Annotated in this window: 9 protein-coding genes and 1 pseudogene; 5 read left to right on the plus strand and 5 right to left on the minus strand. The window is 75.0% G+C overall.

Annotated elements, in window-relative coordinates:
• Window positions 1-76 precede the first annotated feature (76 nt).
• Window positions 77-1,206, plus strand: a pseudogene (locus tag ABZ719_RS24830) (adenosine deaminase).
• A gap of 61 nt (window positions 1,207-1,267) precedes the next feature.
• Window positions 1,268-1,951, plus strand: coding sequence for a glycerophosphodiester phosphodiesterase (locus ABZ719_RS24835; protein ID WP_366727389.1), 684 nt, complete (start codon window positions 1,268-1,270; stop codon window positions 1,949-1,951).
• Between the two features lie 18 nt (window positions 1,952-1,969).
• Here the strand turns inward: ABZ719_RS24835 and ABZ719_RS24840 are convergent, their stop codons facing one another.
• The 4 genes from ABZ719_RS24840 to ABZ719_RS24855 form a co-directional block, all read right to left on the minus strand.
• Window positions 1,970-3,019, minus strand: a complete 1,050-nt coding sequence (locus ABZ719_RS24840; protein WP_366727390.1) for a cytochrome P450 — start codon at window positions 3,017-3,019, stop codon at window positions 1,970-1,972.
• 150 nt (window positions 3,020-3,169) lie between these two features.
• Window positions 3,170-3,250, minus strand: a complete 81-nt coding sequence (locus ABZ719_RS24845; RefSeq protein ID WP_366727432.1) for a tryptorubin family RiPP precursor — start codon at window positions 3,248-3,250, stop codon at window positions 3,170-3,172.
• A gap of 178 nt (window positions 3,251-3,428) precedes the next feature.
• Window positions 3,429-3,959, minus strand: a complete 531-nt coding sequence (locus ABZ719_RS24850) for a hypothetical protein (protein ID WP_366727391.1) — start codon at window positions 3,957-3,959, stop codon at window positions 3,429-3,431.
• A gap of 338 nt (window positions 3,960-4,297) precedes the next feature.
• A complete protein-coding gene (locus ABZ719_RS24855; RefSeq protein WP_366727392.1) occupies window positions 4,298-7,486 on the minus strand; it encodes an AAA family ATPase in 3,189 nt (1,062 codons plus the stop codon).
• Window positions 7,487-7,755: 269 nt separating this feature from the next.
• Between ABZ719_RS24855 and ABZ719_RS24860 the strand changes: the two genes are divergently transcribed.
• From ABZ719_RS24860 to ABZ719_RS24870, 3 genes are all read left to right on the plus strand, one after another.
• Window positions 7,756-8,424, plus strand: coding sequence for a response regulator transcription factor (locus tag ABZ719_RS24860; RefSeq protein WP_037862833.1), 669 nt, complete (start codon window positions 7,756-7,758; stop codon window positions 8,422-8,424).
• Window positions 8,425-8,721: 297 nt separating this feature from the next.
• Window positions 8,722-9,411: a DUF4255 domain-containing protein gene (locus tag ABZ719_RS24865; RefSeq protein ID WP_366727393.1), complete on the plus strand. Its 690-nt coding sequence runs from the start codon at window positions 8,722-8,724 to the stop codon at window positions 9,409-9,411.
• A complete protein-coding gene (locus tag ABZ719_RS24870; protein ID WP_366727394.1) occupies window positions 9,408-11,582 on the plus strand; it encodes an ATP-binding protein in 2,175 nt (724 codons plus the stop codon). Before ABZ719_RS24865 ends, ABZ719_RS24870 begins: the two co-directional genes overlap by 4 nt.
• A gap of 89 nt (window positions 11,583-11,671) precedes the next feature.
• Here the strand turns inward: ABZ719_RS24870 and ABZ719_RS24875 are convergent, their stop codons facing one another.
• A complete protein-coding gene (locus ABZ719_RS24875; RefSeq protein ID WP_366727395.1) occupies window positions 11,672-13,114 on the minus strand; it encodes an RICIN domain-containing protein in 1,443 nt (480 codons plus the stop codon).
• Between the last annotated feature and the right edge of the window lie 102 nt (window positions 13,115-13,216).

A 13,216-nucleotide genomic window follows, 5' to 3' on the forward strand; every position in this document is an offset into this window, starting at 1 on the left:
CCCCGGCCGTCGCCCCCACCCCCGCCGGGCCCTCACCTCCGCCTGCCCCCGCACCCCCGCCGGGCCTGCGCCTACGATGGCCGTGCTCACCGATCAGCCGATCACCCGCGCCGCGCGCCCCCGGGCCCCGCGGTGCCGTTCCCGGGGAGGGACACCTTGACCGACCTGCACGCACCCCGCGATCCGCACGCCTTCATCGCCGGACTGCCCAAGGCCGAACTTCACGTGCACCACGTCGGCTCCGCCTCCCCGCGGATCGTCTCCGAACTGGCCGCCCGCCACCCCGACTCGAAGGTGCCCACCGACCCCGAGGCGCTGGCCGACTACTTCACGTTCACCGATTTCGCCCACTTCATCCAGGTGTACCTGTCGGTCGTCGACCTGATCCGCACCCCCGAGGACGTCCGTCTGCTGACGTACGAGGTGGCCCGGGACATGGCCCGCCAGCAGGTGCGCTACGCCGAGCTGACCATCACGCCGTTCTCGTCCACCCGGCGCGGGATCGACGAGCGGGCGTTCATGGACGCCATCGAGGACGCCCGCAAGGCGGCCGAGGCCGACTTCCGGACCGTGCTGCGCTGGTGCTTCGACATCCCCGGCGAGGCCGGGCTGCAGTCCGCCGAGGAGACCGTCCGGCTCGCCACCGACGACCGGGTGCGCCCCGAGGGACTGGTGTCGTTCGGCCTCGGCGGCCCCGAAATAGGCGTACCGCGGCCCCAGTTCAAGCCGTACTTCGACCGGGCGATCGCCGCCGGGCTGCACTCCGTCCCGCACGCCGGGGAGACCACCGGACCCGAGACGGTGTGGGACGCGCTGACCGAGCTGCGCGCCGAACGGATCGGCCACGGCACCAGCTCGGCCCAGGACCCGAAACTGCTCGCCCACCTCGCCGAGCACCGCATCCCGCTGGAGGTGTGCCCGACGTCCAACATCGCCACCCGGGCCGTGCGCACCCTGGACGAGCACCCGATCAGGGAGTTCGTGCGGGCCGGCGTGCTCGTCACCGTCAACTCCGACGACCCGCCGATGTTCGGCACCGACCTCAACAGCGAGTACGCCGTCGCCGCCCGGCTCCTCGGCCTGGACGAGCGGGGCATCGCCGAGCTGGCCAAGAACGCGGTGCACGCCTCCTTCCTCGACGAGGCCGGCAAGGCGCGGATCGCCGGTGAGATCGACGCCTACACCGAGCAGTGGCTCGCACCCTGACCGGGGCGCGGCACGGGACGCGCCCGGGGCACGGGCAGCGGCCCGGGACACAATGGGGTCCATGCAGACCGTGACGGCCGTGGCGCACCGCGGCGACCCCTACCGCTTCCGCGAGAACACCCTCGCATCGCTCCGCTCCGCGCTCGACCGGGGCGCGGACGCGGTGGAGATCGACGTACGGCTGACCCGCGACGGGGTTCCCGTGCTGCTGCACGACGACTCGCTGAAGCGGCTGTGGGCGCACGAGCGGACGCTGCGGTCGCTGTCCGCCGAGGAGGTGCGCGACCTCACGGACGGCGGGGTGCCCACGCTCGCGGAGGCGCTCGCGGCGACGGAGGGCCACCGGGTGATGATCGACCTGCCGGGGGCGCCCGGCCCGCGGGCCGTGGGGCGCGTCGCCGGGGTGGTGCGGGAGTGCGGGGCCCAGGACCGTGTCTACTACTGCGCGGGCGCCGAGGCGATGCTCGCGGTGCGCGCGGCGGTGCCGTCCGCGGAGATCGCGCTGACGTGGACCTCGCTGGCGCCGCCGCGGGCCGGGCTGCTGGAGGCGGTGCGGCCCCGGTGGCTCAACTACCGTTTCGGCCTGGTGGACCGGGACCTGGCGACCCGGGTCCACCACGGCGGGCACCTGCTGTCGGTGTGGACCCCGGACACCCGGCGCTCGCTGCGGCGTCTCCTCGCCCTGGGCGTCGACTCCGTGACGACGAACCGCGTCGACGTGCTGTGCGCGCTGCGCGGCAGGTGAACGCGCGGCGTACCCGCGTCAGTCCCGTCGGACGAGGCGCACGTCCTGCACGCCCAGCAGCCCGAGCAGCGGCACGTTCGCGGTGCGCTGACCGGGGTCGACCACGAGACGGGCGCCGCGCACGAGGTCCAGCAGGAGTTCGGCGAGCGGCATGACCATGTGCCGTCCCCAGCAGCGTTCGGAGGAGTGGCCGAAGGGCAGGTAGCCGGGGGTGTTGTCGGGGTCGAGCGTGTCCCAGCGCTCCGGGCGGAAGGCCTCGGGGTCCTCCCACAGCGCCGGGTCGCGGTGGGAGAGCAGGGGCAGCAGCAGGACGTCGTCGCCCGCGCCGATCCTGTCGTCGAGGGCCGGGTACTCCGGGGAGGCGTTGCGCAGGATGTTCCAGGACGGCGGCAGCAGACGCAGCGACTCGTGGATGATGTTGCGGTTGGACATGCCCTCGTCGAAGGGGGAACCGAGCCAGAGCGCGTTGGCCACCAGGGTGGAGATGGTGAAGCACACCGGGGCGGCGGCCCTGCGGTACATGCCCATGGCGTACCGGCGTTCCTGGTAGCCGGTGGCGTTCGCCGCCCGCTCCCCCAGTCCGGTGAGCCCGCCGCGGCCGGGGCGGGGCCAGCCGGGGAGCGCGGCGCCGACGGCGATCACGGACCAGGTGAGTTTGGTGGTCAGTTCCAGGTTGCGGCTCATCAGCATGCGCATCCGGTACGGGTCCTGACCGAGGATCAGGTCGCGCAGGAACATGTGCCCGGTCAGCGGCCAGGGGCCGGAGAGGTCCACGTTCTCGGGCAGGGGCCTCTTCAGCGCCTCGCGCACGTCGCTGCCGATGGTCCGGGTGACCGAGGAGGCCTCGGTGCGTGAGATGGACCGGCCGTGCAGCGGTTTGAACGTGGGGCGTTCGGTCTCCGTGGCCCGCCGGGCGGCGAGGATCCGGTCCGCGACCTCGGGTCCGGCGACGCCGACGGTGTCGGGTTCGAGCCGGAAGACGTCCTGGCCGAGGTGGTCGTCGAGGAGGGCGGCCAGCCGGGGGGCGAGGACGGTGGTGCGGGTGCGCGGCACGGATGGCAGGGGCATGGGTTCTCCGGGAGGGGCGGGGGGAGCCGGGGCGGTGCCCCCGCCGTACGGCCGAGACCGGTGTCCGGGTGCGCGCTCGCCCGCGGGGCGCGGGTCACGCGGCGGACAACGATGTCCTCGGGGCCGTACGGCGGGGGCGGGTGCGCCGGATCAGTACCAGATGTACCAGGCGCTGTTCTTCAGGCTCTTGCGGGCGGAGACCTTGTTGCGGACGGCGAAGAGAAGCTTCATCGGTGCACTTCCTCTCTGAGGGGCTGAGGCACGCGGCTCTTCGGCCCGGTGTCCCGGGAGAACCCGTGAAGATCGCGTGCGGTGGCTCGGGAAGCCTTGCCCAGGAAGATGAACGGATAATCACCGCGCGGGCCGGGAGATGACCTTCCGGTGCGGGCCGCGCCCGCACCGGCGGACCTCAAGCGGCGTGGGCCGGGGCGGAGTTCGCGCTGCTCAGCGGCAGTCCCTCCAGCCGCTTGATGCGCCTGCGCAGGTCATGGAGCGGGATGATGCCGAACACCCCGAAGGCCATGTCGATCAGCGACCACCAGAACGGGATCCCCCGCAGCGGCCCGCAGACGAGGGCGAGCGGGACGACGCCCACGCACGCGATCATCCCGAACTCCACGACCCAGATGTTGCGCACCGGGTCGCGGTAGGGGCCCCAGAAGGCGACCGCGATGACCAGGTGGGCGAAGGCCAGCCAGTCCGTGCCGTACAGCAGGAACGGGTAGTCGGCGTCGGCGCTGTCGAGGCCGCGGCGCACCCGCTCGGTCCAGTCGGTCAGGGCGGGCAGGTGCTCGGACACGGACAGGGCGCGCGACGCGCTGTCGAGCCAGTGCAGTTCGTGGACGAGCGGGAAGGCGGTGACTCCGCTGAGCACCAGGCAGACGACGAACACCACAAGCCGGACGCGGATGCCCTTCAGCAGGGCGGCTCTGTCACTCATGGCAGGAGCGTACGCCCGTGTTGAACGTGTTCAAAACCAGGGTGGGCGTATCCCGCCCGAGGGCCCGCGACTCATCACCGGGGGTCATCACAGCGCCGTCGCACAGCCGTTGGGCCGGTGACCGACGCGTCATGGGCTTGTGGGCCGTGGGCGGCCGTCGGACAGCAGCCCGTCAGGCCGCGTCAGGCCGTCGTCCGTCGTAACCCTCCCGCCGCCGCGCCCTCCATGGCGCCTGCCCGCGGCACCCCGCCGCTCCCCGCCGCCGGACGTAGCGCGGGCCTGGCACGGCGCTGCCGGGCGGCGGGTCGGGGTGGTCCGTACGGGGGTGCGGCGCGCCCTCACTCCCCGGCCAGGGCCTGGTTCAGTTCGCCGCGCCGCCGGATGCCCAGCTTCTTGTAGGTGCTGGTCAGGTGGGTCTCGACGGTGCGCCGGGCCAGGTGGAGCAGGTCCGCTATCTCGGTGTTCGTACGCCCGTCGGCGGCCAGCCGGGCGATGCGGCGTTCGCTGCCGGTGAGCGAGCCCGACCCGCTGCGGGCGAGCGTGGGACGGCGGGCGCCGCCCTCGCGCAGGGCCTCCTCCGCGAGTCTGCGCAGCCGCGGCGCGCCCAGGCGCTCGGCGCGTTCGACGGCCTCGCGCAGACAGGCGCGCGCCCGCACCCGCTCCCCCGCGGCGGTCAGCTGCCGTCCCTGGGCCAGCAGCGCGGCCACCAGTTCCGGGGCCGCCCCGTCCGGAGCCTGCCGCAGCAGCTCCACGGCGTCCTCGGCCAGTTCCAGGCCGCGCCGTCCGCCGGTGGCCGCGCCCAGCACCCGCAGGGCCCGGCCGACCGTCCGCGGGGTGTCCCACACGCGGGCCAGCCGCAGTTCCTCCTCGGCCAGTTCGAGCGCGTCCTGCGGGCTGCCCAGCGCCAGCCGGCATTCGGCGGCGGCCGAGCGCCACGGGGTGACGACGGGGCTGACCACGTCGCGTGCCGTCTGACGCCGGCCGCACTCCAGGAAGTCGTGCAGCGCGCCCGCCGGGTCCCCGTCGGCGGCGCGCTGCACGCCCCGCGCGTACAGGAACCGGTTCAGCTCCCAGGAGTCGGGCACACGGGTCAGGTCGAAGCCGTCCGCCAGCCGCCGCGCCTCGGCCGTGCGGTCCTGCGCGACGAGGGCGAGCAGGGTGTGGGCGTGCACGTTGCCCGGCCCGGTGACGTGCACGGCGGGCGGTTCGGCCGGGAACCGGCCGAAAGTCCCGCGCGCCGCCGCGATGTCGGCCCGGGTGTTGAGCAGCGCCTCCTGCATGGGGTGCAGCAGACCGGGCCGCTGCCCGGACAGGCCACGGTCCACCAGCCGCTCCGCCTCGTCGAGTTCGTCGGCCCACTGGGCGACCGCCGCGGCCGTGCCCAGCAGGAACGGCTCGGTCAGCGGGTGGGCGGGCTCGGCGAGCAGCTCGCGCACCTGCCGCATGGCGTCACCGGCCGAGGTGAGTCCGGCGGAGGCCGCGTACCGCACGAGCAGCACCCGGGCGGCCGTCCCGGCGGGGTCGGGCGAGTGGCCGGCGCGCTCGCGCAGCAACTGGTAGACCTCGTCGCGGACCGCCTGGTCGCGGTCGGCCAGCAGCGCGGAGGCGCTGTGCAGGGTGGCCACCAGGTCGGGCCGGTCGGCGAGCTGGCCGACCGCCGCGCACAGCACCTCCACCGCGGCGCGCGGGCTGCCCCGCCCGGCGAGCGCGGTGCCCAGGGCGACGGCGGCGCGGGCCCGGTCCTGCGGGGCGCCCGGCAGCCGCAGCGCCTCGGTGAGCCGGGGTATGCCGGAGGCGGACTCGTCCCCGGCGCACTCCAGGGAGCCCAGCTCGGTCAGCAGCCGTTGCCTGCGGGTGCCGGGCAGGGGCTCGTCCAGGGCCCGCCGCAGGAAGGCCATGGCGTCGCCGGGGCGGCCCTCCCCCAGGGCGAGGGAGGCGGCGTCCTGGAGCACGCCCGCCGCCCAGGACGCACCGACCGGTCCGGACAGCAGCAGTTGCCCGGCCACCGTGCCGGTGGGCGCACCGCGGTGCAGCATCGCCTCCGCGACCGCCTGGTGCGCCGCGCGCCGCCGGGTCTCGGGCACGCCGGCGAGCACCGCGTCGCGCAGCAGCGGGTGCGCGTAGCCGCGCCGGCCGCCGGGAGCGGTGCGCAGCAGTCCGAGTCCGGTCATGGCGGTGAGCCAGCCCGTCACCCGGACCGGATCGGCGCCCGAGAGGTCGGCGAGCAGCGCGACCTGCTCCGCGGCGGCGGCCGTGCCGGTTCCGGTCCGGTGACGCCGGGGGCCGAGGGCGGTGCCGCCGCGGTCCCGGCCGTCGTCCAGGACGGCCAGGGCGCGCGCCACCTCGGCGGTGCCGGGCCCGGCGCTGTCCAGCCACCACGACACGGCGGCCGGGTAGGCGCCCGGGTACAGCGCCGCCGACGTGTCGGGCACGACCGGGTGCCGGTCGGGGCCGCCGAGGTCCTCGAGGAGGGCGCGCAGCAGCAGCGGGCTGCCCGCCCCGGCCCGTACGCAGTCCTCGGCCCAGGCGGCGGGCGCGCCCGGGAGAGCGGCACGCACCAGACGGGCCGCCGCGTCCGGGGTGAGCGGCGCGAGGGTGTGGGTGCGCACGAGCGCGGGCGAGAGGGTGTGGGTGAAGCCCGGCCGGGGCGGATCGACGTCGTACTGGCTGCGTTCGGTGACGGCCAGCAGGACCGGCAGCGCTAAACGGTCCAGGTGCCGCGCGGTCTCCACGAGCCAGCGGTGCGAGGGGCCGTCGGCGAGGTGGACGTCGTCCACCGCCACCAGCAGCGGGGACCGGGCGGCGTACGCGCTCAGGGCGCGCCGCAGCAGCTCCCCGCGTTCGCGCTCGTCACCGCCGTGCCCGTCGCCGCTGCCGGACGCGTCCGGGCCGCCGTCGCGCTCGAATCCGGGTACGGGGCCCAGGAGCTGGAGGGCGGTGGCGTACGGGACGGTGGCGTCGGCGGGGGCGCAGCGGGCGCGCAGCACCCGCATGCCGTGCGCGGCGGCGGACCGGGCGGCGGCCTCCAGGACCGTGGTGCGTCCGGTGCCGGTCGCCCCGCGCAGCAGGACGAGGCCGCCCGCGCCGGCCCTGGCCCGTTCGGCTCCGGCCGCCAGCAGCGCGGCGGCCTCACGGTGTTCGGGCGGCAGGTCGCACCAGTGGCCGTCGGCAGGCGCGGACCGCCTGCCGGGCCGCTGGTCGTCGGGACGGCCGGCCGGCGGGTCGGGCAGCCGGGCCGACCGGTGGTCGGAGGGCCGGTCGGACAGCCGGGCCGCGAAGGGACCGGAAGGCCTGGCCCCCGGAGGGCCGGCGGACCGCGTCGCGGAGGGGCCGGAAGGCCTGGCCGCGGAGGGAGCGGAGGGCCGGGTCTGCGAGGGCTCGGGGGACCGTGCCGGGGTGCGGTCGGGCAACCGGGCGGAGGCCTGTTCGGGCACGTGGCCCGCCGGGTGCCCGGACGGACGGTCGTACGGACGCGCACGCAACTGCTCGCACGGGTGCTCCCGTTGCGGTCCCGGCATCCCTGCCATCCCTGCCTCCTTGCTCGGACGTCACGCGCTCCGCCCACGAGGACGGTCCCCACCGGCCGCCGGTGACGTGACAAGTCCCACTGCACCCGGCGGCCGGGCACCGGGAACCGCCCGGGCGGTCACCCTCGTGGTGTACGTAAGGCTGTTCTCGTGGTCCTGTTCGTGGTGCTCCACGATTGCGCGGGCCCCCGCGACCACAGGAGTGTGGTGGACACACGCCTGCCACCGCCCCCACAGAGGTGACGGGCACGTGGACATAGGGGAAACCGTTGCTCAGCTCATCGCGGACCACGCACCCCGGCACCGCCGGTTCCGCCGACCGCATCCCGGTCGCGGTGCACGCCACGGACCCGATCCTGCGCGAGGGGGTGCTGAGCCAGCTGCGCCGCTTCCCCGAGGTCGAGTTGCGGGAAGAGGCCGGTTCGGGCCCCGGCACGGTCGCGCTGCTCGTGGACGACACCCTCGACGAGGCCGCGCTGACCCGGCTGCGCCGGGTGGTGCGCAGCGAGGGCGCGCGGGCCGTGCTCGTCGTCAGCTCGCTGCGGGAGGCCGAACTCCTCGACGTCATCGAGTGCGGGGTGGGCGCCATCGTGTGGCGCCACGAGGCCGGTGCGCACCGCCTGGTGCAGGCCGTGCTGGCCGCGGCGCGCGGCGAGGGCGACCTGCCCGCCGACCTGCTCGGCCGGCTCATCGACCAGGTGGGCACGCTGCACCGCAACGCGGCCGGCCGGCCCGGCGCGCCGGGCTCCGGCCTGACACCGCGTGAGGTCGACGTGCTGCGCCTGGTCGCCGAGGGGTTCGACACCGGGGAGATCGCCGGCAAGTTGTCCTACTCCGAACGGACCGTCAAGAACGTCATTCACGGGCTGACCACCCGGCTGCACCTGCGCAACCGTGCGCATGCCGTCGCCCATGCCCTGCGGGAAGGCTACATCTGATCGAACGGGCATCCGGAACCGCCCCCCGGGGCAACCCGGTCTGCCTCCTGCCCGTCCCCGGCGCTCCTGCGGGGACGGGCCGGGGCCGGGGCATGATCGCAGGACGGCGCGGCGGAGACCGGGTGACGGACTCGATCCCCTGGGCGCGGCGCGGGCGTGAGGACGGACGCGGCGATCCGGGACCCGCGCCGCACACGGAACGCGGACCTGCGGCGAACGCGGACACGCGAAGCGCGGACCCGGCGGACGTGGACCCACGGAACGCGGAACAGAGCACGGCAGGGCGGGAGCACGACGGTGATCCACGAAGTGGACGAGGTCCTCAAGAGCCTGCTCGGCGGTGGCGCGCTGGCCGGTTCCGGTATCGAGGTGGTCCTCGACGCCCCCACCCGTGACTGGGCCGCCCGGCGCAACGCGCCCACGATCAACGCCTACCTGTACGACATCCGGGAGGACGTCAACCGCCGCCAGCGCGGCCACATCCCCGTGACCGACGAGCGGGACGTGGTCGTCAAGCGTCGTCAGCCACCGCGCTGGTTCCGGCTGTCGTACCTGGTGACGGCGTGGACCCGGCAGCCGCAGGACGAACACCGGCTGCTGTCCGCGGTCCTGGCCACGCTGATCCCGCGCGAGGTGATCCCGGCCGCCGACCTCCCCGGTGCGCTGGGCGCGCTGGGCATGAGCGTCCCGGTGTCGGTGGCCGGCACCCAGACCGAGTCCCGTTCGCTGGCCGAGATCTGGTCCGCGCTCGGCGGTGAACTCAAGCCGTCCCTCGACGTGGTGGTCACCGCGCCGTTCCCCGCCTACCCCGAGTACGACGCCGGACCGCCCGTCACCGAGGGCGTCGCGGTCCGCGTCCGCGCCCTGGACGGGGCCGGCACCGAGACCGGGACGGAGGAGCGCGCGCACCGGCCGCAGCAGGTCGCCGCGGCCCGGACCGCGCGTGAGGCGGCCCGGCGCGAGCGGGAGGCGGGGAAGACGTCGTGACCGTCACCGACCAGGTGGACGCGGAGCCGGCGGCGGCACCCGCCGCCGCGCTCCTCGACCGCCTCGCCGCCCTGCGCGACCGGGTCGCCCTGCTGGTCGGCCGGCGTTCCGCCGACGATCCCACGGCCACCGACCCGCTGCGCGGCCTGTACCTGTCGGACGACGCGGTACGGCACCTGCTGCGGCCGGACCGGTCCGCGGCCGGCCTTCCCGCCGGACCCGTGACCGGGGACGGCCCCGGCCACGCCGGAGAGGCCGGTGACCGGCTGGCCGGGCTGGCGGCGCGGTGCGGGCTCGGCGACCTGGACACCGCCCTCCTCCTCGTCGCCCTCGCCCCCGACCTGGACCGTTCCTTCGAGCCGCTCTACGGCTACCTCAACGACGACGTCAGCCGCCGGCGGGCCACCGTGGCCCTCGCCCTCGACCTGTGCGGTGCGCCCGTCCACTCGGCATCCGCGCGCTCCCGGCTGCACCCCACCGCCCCGCTGACCGCGCTCGGACTGCTCGTCGTCGAGGAGCCCGAACGCCCCTTCCTCAGCCGTTCCCTGCGCGTACCGGACCGGCTCGTCGCCCATCTGCTCGGTGACGACACCCCCGACGCCGCGCTCGCCGGCCACCTCCGCTCACTGCCCGAGCCCCCGTGGCCGCACAGCACGGACGGCGGCGCGGGCGGCGGTACGGCCGGCGGCTCCTTCGGCGGTGGGGACGGTGGCGCGGCAGGAGACACGGCCGGCGCGGACACCGCGGACGGCACGGAGGTCACCCGCGGTCACGGCGATCCCGGCGGCACCGACGGTGAGTTCGTCCGCCTCGCCCGGCGGCTGGGCGCCCGGCTCGCCGCCGGGCCGCCGCTCACCGCCTACCTCCGGGAGTCCCGCGAGGGCGATGCCCTCACGTGCGCCGCCGCCGCCCTGCGCACCGCGGGCCTGGCCGCCCTGCACTTCACCGGCCCCGAGGACCATGTGCCCGACCTGCTGCGCGAGGCCCGGCTTAGCGGCGGCGTGGTCGTGGTCTCCGCCCTGCCGGAGCACCCGGCCGGGGCCGTGCGCATGCTGGCCGCCGCCACCGACGTCCCCGTGCTGATCACCGGCTCGCGGCCCTACGACCCGCTCTGGAGCGACGGGGACCTGGGCGACCCGCTCGTCCTGGAGGTGCCCGGCCGCCGTGCCGGATCCCTGCGCTCCTGGTCGGCCGCGCTCGGTGAGGAGCCCGGCTTCGACCTCGCCGCCACCGTGGCGCCGTACCACCTGGCCGACGACCGGATCGCCCGCGCCGCCCGCACGGCCCGTGCCCTCGCCGCCTTCGACGGCGTCCCGCTGTCCCCCGCCCACCTGCGCGTGGCCGCCCGCCGGCAGTCCGCGTCCGGGCTCGAACAGCACGCGCGCCGCATCCGGCCCGCCGTCGACTGGGGCGACCTGGTCCTGCCCGAGCGGCCCCTGACCCAGCTGCACGAGCTGGCCCTGCGGGCCCGCCACCGCGACCGGGTCCTCGGCGACTGGCGGCTCAGCGCGGGCGGCGGGCGGGGCCGGGGCGTCCTCGGGCTGTTCGCCGGGGAGTCCGGCACCGGCAAGACGCTGAGCGCGGAGGTCGTCGCCGCCGAACTGGGCCTCGACCTGTACGTCGTGCAGCTGTCGTCCATCGTCGACAAGTACGTCGGCGAGACGGAGAAGAACCTGGAGCGCATCTTCACCGAGGCCGACCGCACCGACGCGGTGCTGCTGTTCGACGAGGCCGACGCCGTGTTCGGCAAGAGGTCCGAGGTGAAGGACTCGCACGACCGGTACGCCAACATGGAGAGCGCCTACCTGCTCCAGCGGCTGGAGTCGTTCGACGGCATCGCGCTGCTCACCACGAATCTGCGCGCCAACATCGACGAGGCGTTCACCCGGCGCCTGGACCTGGTCGTCGACTTCCCCTTCCCCGACGCCCGGCAGCGCCTGGCCCTGTGGCAGCACAGCCTGTCCCACGTGCCCTGCGCCGAGGGCATCGAACTCGGCCCGGTGGTGGCGGGGTTCGAGCTGGCGGGCGGCTCGATCCGCAGTGCCGTGGTGACCGCCGCCTACCTCGCGGCCGGCCGGGACGGGCTGGTCACCTCGGCCGACGTGCTGGAGGGCGCCCGCCGCGAGTACCGCAAGGCGGGCCGGCTGCTGCCGGACGAAGGCTCCTGGTAGACGCGGGGGAACCGCGGAAGGGGTTCGGTGGGAGACCCGCGGGTCTCCCACCGAACCCCTTTCCTACGCCCTCGCGGTCCCCGCGTCCCTCACTCGCCGTCCTTCTTCTGCGGGATGATCTGCCACTCCTGGTCGTCGGTCGTGGAGCAGTAGAAGAGCGTGAGATTGGTGTCGTTGACGCCGTCGCTGTCGCCCGCCACGTCGAGGCACAGGTTGTTGCTGGCGAAGTTGCGGATCCAGTAGGCGCCGCTCTCCTGCTTGTCCACCCACCACAGCTGGTTGTCGGCCATGGTGCCGGTGCAGGTGTACTCCGTGATCGGGGAGCGCACGGGGGCCGAGTCGTAGCCCGTCACGTCCATGCAGAACTGGTCCTTGACGTTGCGGATCTGGAAGAGCGGGGCGCTGCCGGGGCCGCCCTTGGGGTACTTCACCTCCAGGTCCCACAACTGGTTGTCGTGCGAGGTCCCGTCGCAGGTGTACTCGCGCACCGGACCTGCCGACGCACCCTTGTCGTAGCCCGGGAGGTCCGCGCACTTCTTGGTGGTGGTGTTGCGCAGCACCACGTTCTGGGCGGGGACCACCGGCTTGGGCTTCTTCTTCTGGTTGCCCCCGCCCCCGCCACCGCCATTGCCGCCACCGCCGCCCTTGGCCTCTTCGGTGTTCTGCGGCGCCGCGGGCTGCTGCGGCTGCTCGGGGGAGGGGGGCGGCGGCGCGGCCGACAGCGCCGGGCTCGCACTCGGGGACGGCGCGAGGGTGGTGCCCGCCTCGGCGACCTTCTCGTTGGCCCCGGTGCCGAACCTGGGCTTGTAGGCGATCCAGAGCATCGCGAAGGTGATGGACAGGGCCAGCAGCACGCCGAAGAAGGTGGCGAGCCAGCGGGGCAGGAAGCCGCGCTGCACGTACGTGCCCTCGACCGGCTGCGGGTTCGTGCCGGAACGCTGGACGGCGAGGGTGTAGGGCCGCTGCTCCTTGGACCCGAACCAGATGATCTTCCGGGGTTTGAGGGTGGCCTTGACGAAGGCGGCCCGTCCCGGCTCGATCTGCACGTTGCTCGGGTGCAGGTCGTAGGAGAGCTGGTCGCCGTTGTCGCTGCCGCTGAGGGAGGCGGTGACCTTGGTGTTGCCGAGGTTGTCGACCGCGAGGCGGGGGCGCCCGCGGAAACGGCCCTTGACGACGGGCGGGACGAGTTCGGCCCGGATCTCGGTGAAGGGCGTGATGGTGAGATTGCCCTCGGGGACGGTGACGGCCTCGGGGTGCTCGGTGGGGATGATGCGGACCGCGTACGGGTTCGGTCCCGCGGTGGCGTCGGGTGTGCGGGGCGGCGAGAAGGTCAGCTCCACCGTCCCTGTCGTCCCCGGGTAGAGCCGCAGCGTCTGCGGTTCCACGACCGTCCAGGGCGCGATGTCCCCGACGGGTTCGAAACGGTACTCGTCGACGACGTCACCGGTGTTGCGCAGCCGCAGCCGCACGCGGGTGCTGCCCCCCGGGTCGACGGTCGCGGAGGAGGGTTCCAGAGAGGTCCAAAGGCTCATCTGTCAGGTCACTGCTCCGGGGTCTTCGTGGGCGTGGTACTCGGCGAGGCCGCCGGCTCGGACGGCACGGCTGCCGGTGGCGCGCCCCGGCGGGCGCCGTCC

Source organism: Streptomyces sp. NPDC006743, from assembly GCF_040703815.1.
Lineage (GTDB): Bacteria > Actinomycetota > Actinomycetes > Streptomycetales > Streptomycetaceae > Streptomyces.